This window comes from Sphingorhabdus sp. (assembly GCF_023910635.1).
GTDB lineage: Bacteria > Pseudomonadota > Alphaproteobacteria > Sphingomonadales > Sphingomonadaceae > Sphingorhabdus_B.
Genome location: NZ_JAAVVZ010000005.1, coordinates 21,685 through 39,303, shown reverse-complemented (window position 1 = coordinate 39,303; position 17,619 = coordinate 21,685). Strand labels below are relative to the sequence as shown.

Annotated in this window: 16 protein-coding genes; 5 read left to right on the top strand and 11 right to left on the bottom strand. The window is 56.1% G+C overall.

From position 1 onward, the window contains the following. The first annotated feature begins 28 nt into the window (after positions 1 to 28). Positions 29 to 1,456: a sigma-54 dependent transcriptional regulator gene (locus tag HEQ34_RS04015; protein WP_296197730.1), complete on the top strand. Its 1,428-nt coding sequence runs from the start codon at positions 29 to 31 to the stop codon at positions 1,454 to 1,456. Positions 1,457 to 1,530: 74 nt separating this feature from the next. On the opposite strand, the gene HEQ34_RS04010 is transcribed toward HEQ34_RS04015, so the two are convergent. The 6 genes from HEQ34_RS04010 to glmM form a co-directional block, all read right to left on the bottom strand. Then, positions 1,531 to 1,950: a DUF2177 family protein gene (locus tag HEQ34_RS04010; protein WP_296197729.1), complete on the bottom strand. Its 420-nt coding sequence runs from the start codon at positions 1,948 to 1,950 to the stop codon at positions 1,531 to 1,533. A gap of 73 nt (positions 1,951 to 2,023) precedes the next feature. Next, on the bottom strand, positions 2,024 to 3,115 hold the full coding sequence (folP, locus tag HEQ34_RS04005) for a dihydropteroate synthase (protein ID WP_296197726.1): 1,092 nt from the start codon (positions 3,113 to 3,115) through the stop codon (positions 2,024 to 2,026). Beyond that, complete coding sequence (locus tag HEQ34_RS04000; protein WP_296197724.1) at positions 3,112 to 4,242, bottom strand: DNA methyltransferase; 1,131 nt, start codon at positions 4,240 to 4,242, stop codon at positions 3,112 to 3,114. The genes folP and HEQ34_RS04000 overlap by 4 nt, the downstream gene beginning before the upstream one ends. A 212-nt stretch (positions 4,243 to 4,454) precedes the next feature. Then, positions 4,455 to 5,036: a ribonuclease HII gene (locus HEQ34_RS03995; RefSeq protein ID WP_296197721.1), complete on the bottom strand. Its 582-nt coding sequence runs from the start codon at positions 5,034 to 5,036 to the stop codon at positions 4,455 to 4,457. Further along, positions 5,033 to 6,175, bottom strand: a complete 1,143-nt coding sequence (gene thiD, locus HEQ34_RS03990; protein WP_296197718.1) for a bifunctional hydroxymethylpyrimidine kinase/phosphomethylpyrimidine kinase — start codon at positions 6,173 to 6,175, stop codon at positions 5,033 to 5,035. Before thiD ends, HEQ34_RS03995 begins: the two co-directional genes overlap by 4 nt. Next, the gene (glmM, locus tag HEQ34_RS03985; RefSeq protein ID WP_296197715.1) at positions 6,175 to 7,515 is read right to left on the bottom strand and encodes a phosphoglucosamine mutase; all 1,341 of its coding nucleotides are present in this window, start codon (positions 7,513 to 7,515) and stop codon (positions 6,175 to 6,177) included. Before glmM ends, thiD begins: the two co-directional genes overlap by 1 nt. A gap of 96 nt (positions 7,516 to 7,611) precedes the next feature. On the opposite strand from glmM, the gene HEQ34_RS03980 reads away from it, so the two are divergent. Both HEQ34_RS03980 and HEQ34_RS03975 read left to right on the top strand, forming a co-directional pair. After that, positions 7,612 to 8,856 carry a dicarboxylate/amino acid:cation symporter gene (locus HEQ34_RS03980; RefSeq protein ID WP_296197712.1) on the top strand — a complete coding sequence of 415 codons (1,245 nt, stop codon included), beginning with the start codon at positions 7,612 to 7,614 and terminating at the stop codon, positions 8,854 to 8,856. Then, complete coding sequence (locus HEQ34_RS03975) at positions 8,843 to 9,838, top strand: aldo/keto reductase (protein WP_296197710.1); 996 nt, start codon at positions 8,843 to 8,845, stop codon at positions 9,836 to 9,838. Before HEQ34_RS03980 ends, HEQ34_RS03975 begins: the two co-directional genes overlap by 14 nt. Positions 9,839 to 9,846: 8 nt before the next feature. On the opposite strand, the gene HEQ34_RS03970 is transcribed toward HEQ34_RS03975, so the two are convergent. The 4 genes from HEQ34_RS03970 to HEQ34_RS03955 are packed head-to-tail and all read right to left on the bottom strand — an operon-like array spanning position 9,847 to position 15,037. Next, positions 9,847 to 10,524, bottom strand: coding sequence for an NnrU family protein (locus HEQ34_RS03970; RefSeq protein WP_296197708.1), 678 nt, complete (start codon positions 10,522 to 10,524; stop codon positions 9,847 to 9,849). A gap of 50 nt (positions 10,525 to 10,574) precedes the next feature. Continuing rightward, on the bottom strand, positions 10,575 to 11,867 hold the full coding sequence (locus HEQ34_RS03965; protein ID WP_296197706.1) for an amidohydrolase family protein: 1,293 nt from the start codon (positions 11,865 to 11,867) through the stop codon (positions 10,575 to 10,577). Next, on the bottom strand, positions 11,864 to 13,267 hold the full coding sequence (locus tag HEQ34_RS03960; protein WP_296197703.1) for an amidohydrolase: 1,404 nt from the start codon (positions 13,265 to 13,267) through the stop codon (positions 11,864 to 11,866). Before HEQ34_RS03960 ends, HEQ34_RS03965 begins: the two co-directional genes overlap by 4 nt. Before the next feature lie 3 nt (positions 13,268 to 13,270). Further along, the gene (locus HEQ34_RS03955) at positions 13,271 to 15,037 is read right to left on the bottom strand and encodes an oligopeptide:H+ symporter (protein ID WP_296197700.1); all 1,767 of its coding nucleotides are present in this window, start codon (positions 15,035 to 15,037) and stop codon (positions 13,271 to 13,273) included. Positions 15,038 to 15,169: 132 nt separating this feature from the next. Between HEQ34_RS03955 and HEQ34_RS03950 the strand changes: the two genes are divergently transcribed. Together HEQ34_RS03950 and HEQ34_RS03945 are read left to right on the top strand one after the other, a co-directional pair. Further along, a complete protein-coding gene (locus tag HEQ34_RS03950) occupies positions 15,170 to 15,739 on the top strand; it encodes a nitroreductase (RefSeq protein ID WP_296197698.1) in 570 nt (189 codons plus the stop codon). Positions 15,740 to 15,811: 72 nt separating this feature from the next. Next, positions 15,812 to 16,153 (top strand): GntR family transcriptional regulator, encoded by a 342-nt coding sequence (locus tag HEQ34_RS03945; protein WP_296198067.1) that lies wholly within the window; start codon positions 15,812 to 15,814, stop codon positions 16,151 to 16,153. A gap of 34 nt (positions 16,154 to 16,187) precedes the next feature. Here the strand turns inward: HEQ34_RS03945 and HEQ34_RS03940 are convergent, their stop codons facing one another. Next, positions 16,188 to 17,603 (bottom strand): short-chain fatty acyl-CoA regulator family protein, encoded by a 1,416-nt coding sequence (locus HEQ34_RS03940; protein WP_296197694.1) that lies wholly within the window; start codon positions 17,601 to 17,603, stop codon positions 16,188 to 16,190. Positions 17,604 to 17,619: the final 16 nt, after the last annotated feature.

The window sequence follows — 17,619 nt, the reverse complement described above, 5'->3', positions numbered from 1 at the left end:
ATGCGCAAGGACCATGAATGGACGGCGCATGCACGAAAGAGATACACGGTTATTGTTGCTTATGGACGACGAACCAGCCCAATGCAGGCTGGTTTCGGCCGTTGCATCGCGTGCGGGATGGCGCACGATATTTGCGCGCGATGTCGAATCGGCAATTGACCTGCTGGGAACGCAGGACGGCATGATGCTGGACGCAATCCTCATAGACCAATGCGGACTTGGCGCTGAATCCGCGTCGTTTATATCCGAACTCAAGGACCGCCGCCCTGCCCTGCCCCTGTTGCTTATGACGTCAATCGGGTCGATCGAGGATGCCATTGGCGCAATGCGTGCTGGTGCGTGGAATTATATCCTAAAGCCTGTCGCGCCCGAACGGATCATCGCCGCATTGCGCATGGCTGCGGACAAAAGCATGGCTTTGGGAGAACTATACCCATTGACCGAAAAAATCAGCCAACCGTTGGCGTTTGAGGAAATCATCGGCTCCGCGCCTGCGTTTCGAACGGCGCTGGCGATCGCGGCCAAGGCCGCACGCAGCCGCGCACCAATCTTCATCGAAGGCGAACATGGCGTTGGAAAGGAAGTTGTCGCAGATGCCATTCAAGCCGCTAGCCCGCGCGCAAAATTGCCATATCTGAAGGTAAATTGCAGCGCGATTCCAGATACTTTGCTGAACTCTGTTCTCTTTGGGCATGAAAGAGGTGCTTTTGCTGGTGCATTTGACCGCCATATTGGCATTTTCCAACAGGCCGAAGGCGGAACTGTGTTTCTTGATGAAGTCGACAAGCTTCCCTGCGACACACAAGTCCGGTTGGTCCGTTTACTCACGCATGGCGAAATCTCACCCGTTGGCGCGGCCCATAGTTACCGTATTGATGCACGCCTTATATCGGCCAGCAACTATAACCTCTCCGACAGGCTAGAAACCGGCGAATTTCGGGAAGACCTTTATTACCGGCTGAATGTCGTCCAGCTAACGATTCCCCCGCTGCGCGAACGCACATCGGACATTCCTGCCTTGGCGCGCCATTTCCTGGGCCGCATGGCAAGCCAGCCTGGTCTTCGTAGCCTTGGAATCACAGACGAGGCACTCATTATGTTGCGCGGCTATGACTGGCCCGGCAATGTGCGTCAGTTGCAAAGTGCGTTGTTTCGCGCCGCTGTCTTGTGCGATCGCGACGCTCTGACGCCAGAGGAGTTTCCGCAGATTTCCCAGACCGTTGGCGTTCCCCGCAATGGTGGGTCCGCCGGTGCCGGATCAAATGACGGTATTGGCGTCACGCTGTATGAACATGACGGCAACATGCGTTCGCTCGAAGAAATTGAGGCCGACGTCATCCGGCTTGCTATCGGTCATTATAGCGGCCGGATGACCGAGGTTGCCCGCCGATTGGGTATCGGCAGGTCAACCTTGTACCGAAAGCTTGCTGACCTTGGGATCAGCGATGCCGCTTAGAGTCAGGACCACTTACACCTTCGCGGTTTGAGGCCATTTTGACGCCGCGATGGTGGATTTAAGTGGTCCTGACCCTAAGTGCTTTTGCCAAGCAAAGCTTGCGTAATCCAAAAGCCGACCAGCGAAGCAGAGCCTGTCAGAAATGTGCCCCAAATGATGTCGAGTATGGTGACTTTCATGCTCCACACTTTTAACGTCGCATAATTGGTCAAATCATAGGTCATATAGCAAAAGAAGCCCATCAACGCGCCCCAAATGAGCGCAGTCTGCCACTTGCCCGTCAGCAGCGCTGGCCCGACAGCGAAGATCATCATGCCCAAAATATACAGCAGATAAAAAATGATGGCCGGCCCCAAACGGAAACCATTCTTCATCATCATTTCGCCGATTTCTGGCTGATACAGCCGCGTGTACATGGTCCGCAGCCAGACGCTATCGATGAGCGCAAAGGCGATGCCAGTTGCGATGTACCCAATGATATATTTCATCAGCATTTTAACTCTCTCCTTACCGCCATGAAGTTGCCCGCCATTGGGCACGGGGTCAAGGCCGCCAAAGGACTGTAGACTATATAGGCGCCGTTAACGCCGCATCCCGAAGACCGCGCCAGACGTGAATAGCCTGCACAGTTTCGGCAGCATCATGAACGCGGACAATATGTGCGCCCTGCTCCACTGCTTTCATGGCGAGGAAGATTGAACCGCCAAGACGATCGGTTGCGCCCGCCTCATTTGAAAGCGCACCAATCAATCTTTTGCGGCTTGCGCCAAACAATAAGGCGCAACCCAGTCCATGATAGATTGCCAGATTGTTGATGATCGCCAGATTATCGGCGAGTGTCTTTCCGAACCCGATACCCGGATCGACCAATATTGCTTCACGCGACAACCCTACAGCTTCGACCGCCGAAACCCGCTGTTCAAGCCAGTCGAACACATCGTATACGACATCGTCATATTTACCGTCTTTATGCGGGTCGCTGCTTTGGCTCGGGGCGTGCATCAGGACCACAGGAACATTGCCCTTGCGCGCGACTTCGACGGCGCGATCGTCGTATAAAAGCGCCGAGATGTCATTGATCATCGTCGCGCCAGCTTGCAATGCACCCTCCATCACCAACGCCTTGCGCGTATCGATGGAGATCGCAGCCCCAGCTCCAGCGAGCCTGCGGATCAGCGGCACGACCCGATTTAGCTCGTCGCCTTCCCAGACCAAAGGCGCCCCTGGCCGCGTAGACTCTCCGCCAATGTCAATGATGGCCGCACCAGCGCTCGACATCGCGATAGCCGCTTCGGCCGCAATTTCCGGATCTACATTCTTGCCCCCATCCGAAAAGCTGTCTGGGGTCGCATTGATAATCGCCATGACATGCGGTTGATCAAGCCTGATCATTCGCGCGCCCAACTGCAGTGCAGCGCGGGGAGCCGTTATGCGACCGAGCAGTAACGCGCACCGTTCGCGGGCAGACTGCGGCAGTGCCGCCGCAAAAACATTCCATTGGCCAACGGACACCAATTGCCGCTGCGTCGATTTTAGGTCGCGTGTGATATATTCGAGTTGCGAGAACCACAGCATGGTTCCCGCCAAACGCAAGCTTTCACCTTCGTGCCGCTGGGGGCTTTCCACAAAGCCAGTGGGACGAAGATAGATTTTTGTCACGGCTCGGTTGCGAGCAAATAGGTTTGGCGCAGGTCGTCAATCGGCTTCATTGCGCCATCGGCGGCGGCATAGTGCCAATAGGTCCAACCGTTGCAGCTTGGCGCATTTTGAATGCTTGAACCGACCTTGTGGATCGATCCGTCCACCACGCCGCATAGGATAGATCCATCGGCGCGCACCATCGCCTCAAACTGACGCTTGCGGTCAAACAGTTTCGTGCCGGGATTAAGATAGCCAGCCTCAACCAATTGGCCAAAGGCGACCTTTGGCGCAGACTTTGGTGATTGCATGGTTTTAATGGCGCTTTCGTCCAGTGGTAATGCCGCCGCAATGCGCTCCTCAGCGACTTCGCAATAGACGGCCTCACGTTCGCAACCAATCCAGTCACGGCCAAGACGCCGCGCAACCGCACCGGTTGTGCCCGTTCCGAAAAACGGATCAAGGACCACGTCACCTGGCTTCGTACAGGCCAGCAAAATACGATACAGCAGTGCTTCGGGTTTTTGCGTTGGGTGGGCCTTCACACCATTGCGCTTCAACCGCTCTTGCCCGCCACAAATCGGAATCAACCAATCGGACCGCATTTGAAGTTCGTCATTCAACGTCTTCATCGCGCGATAGTTGAAGGTATATTTCGACTTCTCGCTTTTCGATGCCCAAATGAGCGTTTCGTGCGCGTTGGTAAATCGCGTGCCCTTGAAATTGGGCATTGGGTTGGATTTGCGCCAAACGATGTCGTTCAGAATCCAATATCCAGCGTCCTGCACCGCCGTGCCAACGCGAAAGATATTGTGGTAGCTACCAATCACCCAAAGCGAGCCATTGGGCTTTAAGATACGCCGCGCCTCGGCCAGCCATTCGCGGGTGAATTTGTCATAAATCGCAAAGCTTGCAAACTTGTCCCATTCATCGTTGACAGCGTCGACCTTGCTATTGTCAGGGCGCAACAAATCCCCGCCCAGTTGCAAATTATAGGGCGGATCGGCAAAGACCATGTCGATGGAACAATCAGGTAAGGAGCGCATGGCCGCAATGCAGTCCATCCGCAAAATCTGATTACGCGGCAGGTCGTGCGCCGGTGCCAGCTTTGCTTTTGTTGCTGGTCTAATTTTCTCAATAACACCCATTGCGTGCTCCCTTTGGCGCTTACCAAATTGCGATGAGTCAGCACGGCCCTTGGGTCAAGGTCGTTGATGGTTCGGGATTCCTCAGAACAGCGGTCATGTTGCCGTCATATAGGCGGAACGAAACGAGTCCGGCACAATATGTGGAGTCTTGCGAATCTAAGCAGACTCAACCCCTAGTGGTGTTACCCGAAGGACTCACTGCCCCAAAAAAATTACAGTAAAAGCAGTTGTGCGACCGGCGCGAAGCTTTTCCGGTGCAAAGGCGTCGGACCATGCGCCCGCAGCGCGGCCAAATGGTCAGGCGTGCCATAGCCTTTGTTCTTTTCCCAACCATAATGCGCATGCTGCTCGGCGGCGGCACACATTATCCGGTCACGATGCTCTTTGGCGATAATTGACGCCGCTGAAATGCAGGGTTCAATCGCATCACCGCCGACTATTGCACGCGCTGTCCAACGCCATTCGCGACATCGGCCCATTGGCGTCATGTTGCCGTCCACCAGCACTTCAAGCGGATCAGAACCAAGTTTCACGCACAAGGCATCCACCGCCAAGGTCATGGCCAGCATTGTTGCGCCAAAAATATTCAGGCGGTCAATGTCCTCAACTTCGACAACGCCAACCGCCCATTGGCAGCGGCGTTTGATCGCGGCTTCCAACTCCGCACGGCGCGCGGCGGTTAGTTTCTTGCTGTCGTCCAGTCCAGACGGACGCGGTTTGCACAATAATACCGCCGCCGCGACCACCGGCCCTGCAAGCGGCCCACGCCCGGCCTCGTCGACGCCGAAAATCATATCCGCCAAGCAGGATAGCGCCGATTTTCACCAGCTTTATAGAGGCACACCATATTCCCCGCAGGATCCAACAAACGCGCCTCACGCCAGCCCCAGCTTTCATCCTGCGGCAATTGTTCAAAGGCGTAGCCTTGGCTGACCAGCTCCGTTACCCACGCATCGAGGCGCTTGCTTTCAAAATAAATTATGGTCGATGTCGCGATATCGTCACGTTGATATATGGAAAAGGTGACGCCATTGGGCGCTTCAAATCGCGCATAGCCGCTGGACGGGCTATCAACGATTAACGGAAGCCCAAGCGCCGTATAGAAGTCCAACGACGCCGCATAATCGCGGCAACCCACGGTCACATGATTGAGCGACGGGCCAGCGACCATAGCGTCCTCGCGCACCGATTGATGCCCCATAGGGCCATGACCCTGCCCAAGCCCCGGCGCATCACGCAGCGCGAGCCGCACGAACAGGCGCGCGCGCTCTATGGCGGGGACAAGCTCCATCCCCTGCCCAAGGCCCGTCGCGATGGCCGTGGCCAATGTGCATCCGGTGCCGTGCGTGCTGCGCGTGTGTATGCGCGCGTCGCGCCAAATTTCGCTTTGCCCAGGCGCGAGATGCAGTTCGTCGATGATATCATCCCCGTCCGCGTGGCCGCCCTTCAGCAACAACGGAAACCGCCGCGCGAGCAAAGCATCCTTACCGCCCAAAGCTTCCAGCTCTGGCAGGTTGGGCGTCGTCAGCGTGGCAAGCCGCATAAGCCGTTCAAATGCGGCTATGGTATCCGCATCCGCCAAAACCGCGCCGCTCGTCGCGACCATGACGGGATCGAATATGATCGGGAAAGACTGGTCCGAAAGACTGTCGGCCACCGCATGCGCGGTGTCCGCATTGCCAATCATTCCGATTTTGACTGCGTCCACGCCAATGTCGCTGACGACTGCGCTAATTTGGTCAATCACCATCTGCGTTGGAACCATGTGCACAGCATCGACGCCCAGCGTATTCTGCGCGGTAATGGCTGTCACCGCCGTCATCGCATGGCCGCCAAGCATCGTCACCGTCTTGATATCCGCCTGAATCCCAGCGCCGCCACCGCTGTCGGAACCAGCGATAATCAATATGCGGGCGGTCGTGCCTTTGGTCATTAGCCTGCGGCGATCCTTACCGCGTCGCAAATGCCATCCACAATACGCTCAACCTGCGCCGCGTCATCGCCTTCCGCCATCACGCGGATAACCGGTTCAGTCCCCGACGGGCGGATCACCAAACGGCCGTTGCCCGCCAGTTCGGCCTCGGCCTTTGCAATAACGGCCTGAACATCTGGGTTATCAAGCGGCTTGCCGCCGGAAAAGCGAACATTTTTAAGTAGTTGGGGAACAGGATCGAACAAGTGCAGCACTTCACTTGCGGGCTTCCCGCTGGCGACAAGCTGGGTCAGCACCTGCAACGCGGCTATGGTGCCATCGCCCGTCGTGGCGTGGTCCAACATGATCATATGACCCGATTGCTCACCGCCAACATTGATGCCGTGCTTACGCATTTCTTCAAGGACATAGCGGTCACCCACTTTCGCGCGAATGAGGCGCAAGTCCTGTGTTTCCAGATAGCGTTCAAGGCCCAAATTGGACATCACCGTCGCAACAATACCCCCGCCAGTCAGCTTGCCGCTGCGGCTCATGGCGCTGCCGAGCAATGCCATGATCTGGTCGCCATCTACGATGCGACCATGTTCGTCCACAACGATTAAGCGATCAGCGTCGCCATCAAGCGCAATGCCGATATCGGCACCCGCTGCGACCACAGTTTCCTGCAACGTCACGACATGGGTTGATCCGACCTTATGATTGATGTTCTTGCCATTGGGTTCAATACCAATTGACGTTACTTTTGCGCCCAATTCCCAAATCGCGGTCGGCGCGACTTGATAAGCCGCACCATTGGCGCAATCGAGCACCACATGCAGGCCGTCAAAACGGATATGTTCTGGTACCGATGCCTTTACCGCATGAATATAGCGGCCCCGGCTGTCTTCAATACGCCGCGCACGCCCCACATCTGCCGCGTCCGCCAATGCAAGCGGTGCATCCAGCAAAGCCTCAATGGCCAGTTCGTCCGCGTCTGACAACTTAAAGCCATCGGGACCGAACAGCTTAATGCCATTATCCTCATATGGGTTGTGACTGGCCGAAATCATCACGCCCAGATCCGCGCGCATCGACCGTGTGAGCAACGCGACAGCAGGCGTCGGAATCGGGCCAAACTGGACCACATCCATGCCGACGCTCGTGAAGCCAGCCACTAAAGCATTCTCAATCATATAGCCGGACAAGCGCGTATCCTTGCCAATGACGACGCGATGCTTGTGCCCACCACGCAGGAAATGCGTGCCCGCTGCTTGGCCGACTTTCATCGCCATCTCCGGTGTCATAGCACCGACGTTGCTGCGCCCTCTGATGCCGTCCGTTCCGAAATATTTGCGCGCCATTTGCGTTCCTGCTCTTTTGCGGTTGTTCAACGTTTTTTCCGCACTGCCATGCCTCTCCCTTGCATAGGGAGCGACTGGCTGGCAAGACCCGATGCTATGTCTAACGCTACACGTATTCTCCTCGCCCTCGTGATAGGGCTTGCCCTAGGAATTTTCGCTGCCGCGATAATCCCTGCCATTGGAACGCAAATCGCCTATTGGCTCGATATCGTCGGCTCCTTGTGGCTTAACGGTCTTCGAATGACCGTCGTGCCGCTGGTCGTGGCGCTGCTGATTACCGGCATTGTCAAAAGCGCAGAGGCGGCGCGCGCTGGCCCCATGGCGGCGCGGACCGTCACGTGGATTGTTGTCATGATGGGTCTTTCGGCGGCCATGGGGGCCCTCCTGACGCCGACATTGCTGACGTTATGGCCAATGCCAACGGAAAGCGCGGCGGCGTTACGTGCGGCGCTTACAGGCGCCCCAGCGGTGGCAGAGCAGCCTCCGTTGCGCGACTTTATCGTCGCACTGGTGCCGACTAATCCCATTTCCTCGGCAGCAAATGATTCGATCCTACCGCTTCTGATCTTCACTTTAGTATTTGCCTTTGCGATAACGCGTCTGGCGCAAGGCCCAAGGGCGCAAATGGCCGGATTTTTCAGCGCGCTTGCCGATGCCATGGTTATAGTCATTGAATGGGTGTTAAAACTCGCACCAATCGGCGTATTTGCCTTGGCCTTTGTCGTGGGCGCACGATCGGGGTTCGCGGCACTGGGTGCAGTTGCCCATTACATCGTCACGGTTTCCATCGTCGGCATCATCGTCGGCGGCTTTGCATATCTGGTCGCAACTTTTGCCGGAAAGGTCCGCTTTAGCGAATATGCGCGACAGATCGCACCGGTCCAAGCCTTTGCGGTATCGACACAATCGTCACTCGCGAGTTTACCGCTGATGTTGCAAAAAGCCGAGGCGCTTGGTGTGCGCGAATCGACCGCCGGCCTTGTTCTGCCTATGGCTGTCGCTTTGTTGCGCGTCACTGGGCCAGCCATGAACTTGGCTGTCGCGTTGTATGTTGCCAACTGGTTTGGGGTGGAACTCAGCGGCTTCGATTATGGCTTCGCAATCTTCATCGCCGCGTTGACCTCCATGGGCGCGGTCAGCCTGCCCGGCTCGGTCAGCTTCATAACGTCTATCGCGCCTATCTGCTTGGCGCTTGGTATCCCGATTGAACCTTTGGCCCTATTAATCGCTGTCGAAACGCTACCGGACATTTTCCGCACAACTGGCAATGTGCAGATGGACGTGGCGCTTGCTACGGCCATAGAGGCATCTGAAAAGGAAAAAGCCAATGCAATATCGTGAACTGGGTCATGGGTTAAAAGTCTCCGCACTCGGCGTTGGCTGTATGCCCATGATCAAGGGCGGCAACATCACATATGGCGAAGATGCCGACCCGGATGAGGCAATCAAGACGATTCACCGTGCCATCGACCTTGGCATCAACTTTTTCGACACGGCGCAAATTTACGGACCGTTCCAGAATGAGGAACTGGTCGGCCAAGCGATTAAAGGCAGAAGCGATGGCCTCGTCATCGCTAGCAAGTTCGGTTTCAAATTTGACGGCGGCAATATTGTTGGCGTCGATGGATCAGCCATGAATGCCAAGACTGCGGTTGAAGGCACGTTGAAACGCCTCGGCATCGATTGCCTTGATTTATATTATCAGCACCGCGTCGATCCCAATGTACCGATTGAAGAAACGGTTGGCGCGATGGCGGACCTGATCACCGAAGGCAAAATCAAGCATATCGGTCTGTCCGAGGCGGGCCCAGAAACGCTTCGTCGCGCGGCTGCTGTTGCGCCGATTTCTGCGTTGCAAAGCGAATATTCGCTGTGGGAACGCGATATTGAAGATGACATTCTGCCGACTTGCCGCGATTTGGGTATTGGTTTTGTCCCTTACTCCCCGCTTGGTCGCGGATTTCTTACAGGTACGTTCAGAAGCCTTGATGAACTGCCCGAAAATGACTGGCGGCGGCAGGACCCGCGTTTTCAGGGCGACAATTTTGCCGCCAACCTCTGTATTGTCGACGTTCTGGGCGAGATTGCGGCGAAGCATGCGGCCTCTCACGCACAAATCGCGCTGGCATTGATATTGGCGCAAGGCAGCGATATTGTTCCGATTCCCGGTTTCAAACGCCGTGTGACAATGGAAGATAGCGCAAAGGCTAGCGATATTGCGCTTGAGATGGATGATCTTGCCAAGCTGGATGCAGCCGCCCCGCGCGGTGGCACGTCAGGTCCGCGTTATGGCGAGCGGGGTATGAAGATGGTTCGGCTTTAGGCCGAGAATTAACCGCCAATCCAGCGGAACAGGCCAGCGTCAGCGATGCCCCAATAAGGGTGGGCCCATGTCGCCACGGCCCAGATCAAAGTACCTGCGACCCATGGGCCGATGCCCACACGGAACAATGCGGCGGGACGGACAAAGAAATGCGTGCGGCGTAGCCACGTTGCCCATTGACCGCCCATCAGCTTACTTTTTTTGATCTCCTGCGCCTTGGAACCCACCAAAGCCAAGAAGACAAGACTGCCTGCGAAGATGAAATTGTCAATGCGTGGTGCAACGAGAATATGGCCCACCCCCCATAAGGCAAAGCCCCACATCATGGGATGCCGTGTCGCCTTAAACACCCCCGAGGGCATTTGTGTGGCCAGTGCGTCGGGCACACCGGGAAGCGACGGGTTGCGGATGAACGAGCCCGCAAACAGCACCGCCGCAATTAGTGTAAGCGCGCTCGCGAGTATCCAGACGACATCGCCAACAGGCCAAAGACCATCGGCCTTGGGCGCGCGCCCGAACGCGATAATCATCCAAACAAAAGTAATGAGCGATATGGCCGAATAGACCGCCATAAACCCGTTCGCGCCGAGCCGACGCACAAGTATGGCGCGCAACGGATGCGACATCAGAAAATGGCTACCGACGAACAATAGGCTCGCGGCGGCCAATGTTAGATAATCGTCCAAAACGCCACCTCCTTACCCCGGATAGAACGGCCCGTTATGCTGTTACACAATCAACGATCATATGCCTTTGGCAAATCACCTTCCGTGGGACGCGCATAACGGTCACGCAGGCGATTCTGACGATTGGTGAGCGGTTGCTCAACTCCATCTATGATAACCGTCGTAGCGGCACTTGAGAGCTCAAGCGGGTCGCCATCCCAGACCACGACATCTGCCGCCCGACCTGCTTTCAAGCTGCCAAGAAGGTCGCCAACGCCCATGATCTCTGCGGGAACTGAGCTGATCGCAGCAAATGCCTCATCCCAGGTCAGACCCGTCGCACCAGGCACATATTGAAGGCTCACAATATTGCCGGCATATTGCGTTGTGTAGCGCAATTGGTGGGAATCCCGGTCGTTGATCATGCCAATGGCAACCTGAACCCCGGCATCTTTCATCCGGCCAATATTGCTTTGCGTCGCACCCAGCATTTCGAATGTTGAAGGCAAATCATTGAGTGCGGACGCAATGACAGGAATGCCAGCCTGTGCGAGTTCGCGGGCGACCCGCCAACCTTCACTCACGCCCACAAACACGACTTTAATCGCTGGGAATTCCCGTTTCAATTCCATCAGGCGAAGCATGTCGTTTGCGCCTTCAACATGGATGAGCAAACGGGTTTCACCGCGAAGGACGGACAACAACGCCTTGGCATCCTCAGCCTTCAACAAATCGTCATCAAATGTGCCACGTCCAGCAGCATAATCTTGGGCCTCACGCAGCATGGCGCGGAAGTGCAGATGCGTTCCCGCTCGGCTTCCACCCGCAGACGCAGCTCCGTCTTCACCGAACTCGGCAAACTGGAACGCACGGGCTTTTGTGACCGGATTGCCATCCGCACCCAGATCGGCAATCGCGCCCTGCCCTGCAAATATATTGTCCGCAGCCTCTGGTGCAACCACAGCGCGGGTCACACCCGCCGCACGGTTGACGGCAAAAGGCGACCTAAAAGGATCAATGGCAGGCGCAACATCGATAGCCGCGGAAAAACCGCTTTTACCGCCGCTTTTGTCGTTGGTGCCGTTGACCGCGTCCACTTCGGCTAGGCCAAGCCGAGTGAAACCGGCAAATACACCTGGTGTCACCCATTTGCCCGTGGCGTCAATTTGGCGTGCGCCCGCTGGTATGGTGACACGCGCGCCAGCAGCCACGATTTTACCGTCGCGGATAACAACAGTGCCACCTTCAATCGGCGCACTGCCATCCCCGACCACGACGCGCCCCCCCGTGATGGCAATGGTTTCGGCGGCAACAGGCGTTGCAAAGGCTGCCACAGCAGCGGCGGCATACAGGAAATGCCTCATTTCACATCTCCTTCACCGGGTTGGCCAAGCTCAAAATCGCTGACTGGACGTATCTTGGGGTTGCTCGCATCAAACATCAACGCACCATCGATCCAGACCTTGTCTGGCCGGGCGTAGACGCTCAACGGGTTGCCGTTCCACAACACAACATCGGCCATTTTGCCAGCCCTTAAGCTGCCCGTATTGGCATCAATACCAAGCGCCTTGGCAGGGTTGTAGGTCAGCCATTTGATGACTTCGGCATCGCTAATGTTGAAACCCATGCGACGGCCATCGGCTTGCGCCTTTGCCGCTTCTTGGTTCAAACGCTGAATCTGATTTTCATCATCGGAATGGATGATGACGCAAGCACCTGCATTATGCAGGATGGCTGCGTTTTCAGGAATGGCGTCATACGCCTCCATCTTGAAGCCCCACCAATCAGCCCAAACAGCCGAGCAGACTTTATTGTTGCGCAACAGATCAGCGATTTTGTAGCTTTCTACCGCATGGTGGAATGTCGATACCTTATACCCAAATTCCTTGGCCATATCGAGGACGAGCGCCATTTCATCGGCGCGGTAGCAGTGGTTCTGGATCGAGATGTCACCATCCAGCACGCCAGCCAATGTTTCCATGCCGAGGTCGCGGGTAAATTCTTTGCCGCTATCGCGCTTTTTCTTATACTCCTGCGCCTTGATCCATGTCTGACGGTTCACGGCGATATTGCCCATGCGTGTTGACGGCATACGGCCTTTGGATCCGTAAACGCGCTTCGGATTTTCACCGCACGCCATTTTCAAACCATAAGGCGCGTCAGGAAACTTCATGCCCTGCACCGTGCGGGCATAGACGTTTTTCAGGACGACTGACCGGCCGCCCATCAGGTTTGCCGAACCCGGCAATACCTGCAACGCCGTCACGCCGCCATTGGCGAGCGCACGGCTGAAACCAGGGTCTTGCGGCCATACGCTATGTTCGGCCCACACTTCGGGCGTGGTGGGCGATGTGGCTTCATTGCCGTCGCTATGCGCCTCAACCGATGGCGATGGATAGTCACCCAAATGAGAGTGAATATCGATGATGCCCGGCGTCACAAATTTGCCGGTACCATCGACCACATTCACGCCCGCCGGAATAGCCGTATCCGGACCGCCAACGCTGCTAATCTTGCCGCCGGTCATAAACACCACACCATTGTCGATCTTGCCACCTTCGCCGTCATATACAGTGACATTACGAATGGCCGTCGCGACACCGGGATAGGCCTTATAGGTGGATGGAAACGGCGTTGGTGCCTTTTCCGCAGGCTTCGACGCCGGTGTGGCCGACGCGGTCTTTGGACCTTCGGCGTTGGAACACGCCATCAGGGCCAGTGGCAGCACCAAATATGCGCTGCGCAATGTATTCGAGATTGCCATTATTTAACTCCGGTTTGTTGGGTGAATGCCAGCGGCGGCAGGTTCACCTGCCTCAGCCTGGCCTTCCAAAGGCCCATCGTCACGCAAGGTGTCGAGGTGCATCAGTTTTTTGATAAGCGGCGAGATGACGACAACGGCTACGCCGACGCCAATCGCAATCCAGCCAATCTGGCTATACACGGCCATGACGACTTCACGTCCCGCGCCGTCGCCGGATGCCGCTTCTGATCCCGTTGCCGAAGCAATCAAGCCTGCGACAAAGTTCCCAGTTGCTGATGCAAAAAACCATGTTCCCATGATTAACGATGCAAGATGTGCAGGCGCAAGCCGGTTCATCGCGCTGAGGCCAACTGGCGACAGGCACAATTCGCCAGTCGTGTGGAACAAATAGATCAGGAAGATGAACAGCACCGGAACCATGCTGTCCGCGCCTGCCGCAGCCGAACCAGCCACAAGGACGAGAAAACCAATGCCGAGCTGCACAATACCAAGGCCGAATTTTGCCGCAGCCGACGGCTCAAGCCCCTTGCGACCAAGCGATGTCCATAGCCATGCAAACAAGGGAGCCAGCATAACGATATAGATGGCGTTTAAGGATTGGAACACCGACGCCGGAACGCCCGCACGGTCCACATGGCGGTCGGTAAACAGGTTTAACGAAGAACCGGCCTGTTCAAACAACGCCCAGAACAGGATCGAACCGATAATCAAGAACATCGCCGCAAAAATGCGGTCCCGGTCATGATTTGGTTTGCCAATACATTGCCAGATGACAACAAGCAACGACAGTCCAAAACCTGCGAGTGCAACATTTTGCGCCACTAAATCCGAAAATGCTTCGAAAAACATTCCGACAAAAGCCACAATTGAGATGACACCGCCAAGGCCAAAAAGCATCAACGGCAGCTGCGGTGCGGCGGAAAAAGAGCCATAAACAAATTTGAAGGTCGCAATGCCTATTACGTACAAGATCAAGATCGTTCCAGCGATGCCAAGCAATGTGCCAACAACGCTTTGGTTTTGCACCAACCACCAGCAAATGACGACAGCCACAAGGCCAACAAGATACAGCAGCCATTCAAGTTTGATGCCCAAAACCGTCTTGTTCAACGCTTCAGGGTTTATCGGCTCACCGCGACCAAGCAGCAATGGTTTGAATACAACAAAAACTATAAGGCCAAGCAGCATACCCACGCCCGCCGCGCCAAAGCCATAAGACCAGCCATAGGTTTCACCCAGATAGCCGCAGAGCAGCGCTCCAAGCGCAGCGCCGAGGTTAATGCCCATATAGAAAATGGTATAGGCACCGTCACGGCGCACATCGGTGCGAGAATATAGCTGCCCGACGATCACTGAGATATTGGCCTTCAAAAAGCCCGAACCGACGATGATAAATGCCAATGCGAGCCAGAAGATGTTCAGCGAAGCTGCATCCTGGCCCCCGGAACCTTCAAATCCCATGAGGAAGTGGCCAAAGGTCAACAGAACAGCGCCATAGGTGACGGCCTTTCGCTGCCCAAGATAGCGATCCGCTAAATACCCGCCAAGAACGGGCGTAATATAAACCAATGCCGTATAGGCGCCGTATATGAAACCGGAATCTTCATCCGAAAACAACCAGTGTTTGGTCAGATAGAAAATCAGCAGCGCGCGCATCCCGTAATAGGAAAAACGCTCCCACATCTCAGCAAAGAATAATACAAAAAGACCTTTGGGATGTCCAAGGAATGTCCCTGCTGCATCTCCATCTTGCGCATATGATGTCGCCATCGAGCGAACCCCTCATCTTTGTTTTGTTTAAAATCCCGTTGAATGGGACGATTGCCCAGGAACCTACCGAAAAAATTGCGTGTGTGAAGAATTTTATTGCCGGAAGGGTCGAATTTCGTCGAAGGGAGTGTCATGTTCAATGTTCTTTCCTCTGTCACCGCCTATCTGGAAACCCGCCGTTCTGGCAAACCACGCGATATGGTCGCTCCCGGCCCCGACGGCGGGAAGCTTGACCGAATACTTCAAACGGCGATGCGTACCCCCGATCATGGGAAATTATTCCCGTGGCGTTTTGTCGAGATCACCGACCGCTCGGCCTTTGCGGACTTGTTGAAAGCAGCATTCTGCGCCGCGAACCCGGACGCTCGCCCGGTGCAAATTGAAGCGGCTATTGCGTCTGCCTACATGGCCCCAACGCTCATCATGCTGATATTTGCACCGCAACCAAGCCATAAAATTCCGCTGTGGGAGCAGCAGATGAGCGTGGGCGCGGTGGGTATGAATTTACTGCATGCGGCACATGCGCACGGTTTTGTCGGTAGCTGGATTACAGGATGGACAAGCTACGACCCTGTGGTTCACGCCGCCATTTGTCAGGGCGAGGAGCGGATAGCGGGCATGTTCTTCATCGGCACCCCGGCGCTTGGCTTGGAAGAACGCCCACGCCCCGTGCCAAGCGACATCATCCGTCAATGGCCATGACTACAAGGGTCAGGACCTATTAAATCCACCCATGCTTGACGCGCCATACTGTATTATGGCAGTAAGCATGTGATGAGAAATGATGCAAAACCCGTTTATCTAAAATTACGTGACGTGATCGCTGCGGCGATCCTCGACGGCGATTATAAAGAGGGGCAAATGCTTCCCTCCGTGCGTGCATTTGCAGCAGTTCAGGGCGCAAATCCGCTGACCGTGGCCAAGGCCTATCAATTATTTCAGGACAGCGGCCTGGTCGATGTTAAACGTGGCGTTGGTCTGTTTGTAGCCCGCGGCGCCATTGCAAAGCTGCGGAGTTTTGAGCGCCAAAATTTCGTTCAGAATGTTTGGCCCGACGTAAAGGCGCAAATGCAGCGCGCAGGCATTGATCCAGCAGAGTTGCTCGCGCTGAACTAAGCCCGCCATTGGGGGCTGCCCGCCATTGGGGCCTTCAGGCAATTTGGTCAAAGGTAAAAGGCGACATACCGCGTTCGCGTTCATTGAATACCAGCACCCGGCCAGCAGGCGGCGCACTTCTTTGAGAACATTCCGGCCGCGTGCACGCGGAACAACCAAGGCCAATCGCCGTCGCCACTCCATTTTTAAGGTCCATGCCGCGCGCGGCGGCCAATGGCGCGGCGAGCTTTGCGTCCACGCCAAGGCAAATCGCAAACTCTGCCTCCACACTGCCACTCACCGCAGTTTGCGGGTGCACGGTACGCGACAAAGTGAACCAACGACTGCCGTCTTCTAACTCCACCAGATGCGGCATGAGCGTCCCGGGCCGCGCAAACACATTATGCACATGCCATAAAGGACAACGCCGGTCGGTCGCCACCAATGGCGATGCGCTTGCACCAGCGTAGCGTTTGCTGCTTTGCCCTGCTTTATCAATGCGCAGCATGAAAAACGGCAAGCCGCGTTGGCCCACACGCTGCAATGTGGTCAGACGGTGTGCGATCTGTTCAAAGCCTGCGCCAAAGCGCCGCTGCAAAAGCATGATGTCATAACCTGTCGCTTCGCAAGCGCGGAGGAACCGCGCATAAGGCATCATCACAGCGGCAGCAAAATAGCTGCTTAAATGGCGACGATAGAGCCGTTCGGCGGCCCGTTCGGTGAAGGATGCTCCGGCGACAAGCGCGTCAATCTCCGCCCTTGCCTCCAGATTGCCGAGCTGCAACGCAGCGGCAAAGGTGCGGCTGGCGGGGTCAAGCAGCTCTGACAATTGCAGCTGCCGTGCGTGCAGGTCGAGGCGGCGGAGCCGGTCTGGCATTACGTCAAACGGCAAAATGCGTATGGAAAGCTGATGCTTTACGCGCAGCCGTTCGGTAATCGCGCCATACAGGTCCGCATTGGCGAGCCGCAGTTCGTCAGCGAGGGTCTCTGCTTGAGAGTCCAAATCGGCGAAATGGTTGCGCCAGCGTTCAATTTCGCGTCGCGCCGATGCAATCGCTTCAGGCTCAATCTGTGCGCCGCCCGCTGCTGCGCTAGCCCCGCCGTGGGAGCCGCCCGAAAGACGGTCAAACGCCCGCGCAAACGCCTCGGCCGCATCCGGGCTTGCGGCAATCCATTCTTCGACCTGCGCCCGATCAACGGCGAGGTCAGCAAACATCGGATCGCTTAGCCGACGCCGGATAGCATCAACACCGCCACCCGGCGTTGCACCCGTCAATGTGCGGGGGTCGAAGTCATAAGACTGCGCCAGTTTCAATAACAAGGTCGCGGTCAACGGCCGTTGATTGCGTTCAATCAGGTTGAGATAGGACGGCGAAATCGCGAGCGTATCCGCCATTGCCCCTTGGGTCAGACCATAAGCGCGGCGAATTCTTCGCACGGCATGTCCTGCAAATAGTTTTTCTTCAGCCATCGCACCCTTGTCAATA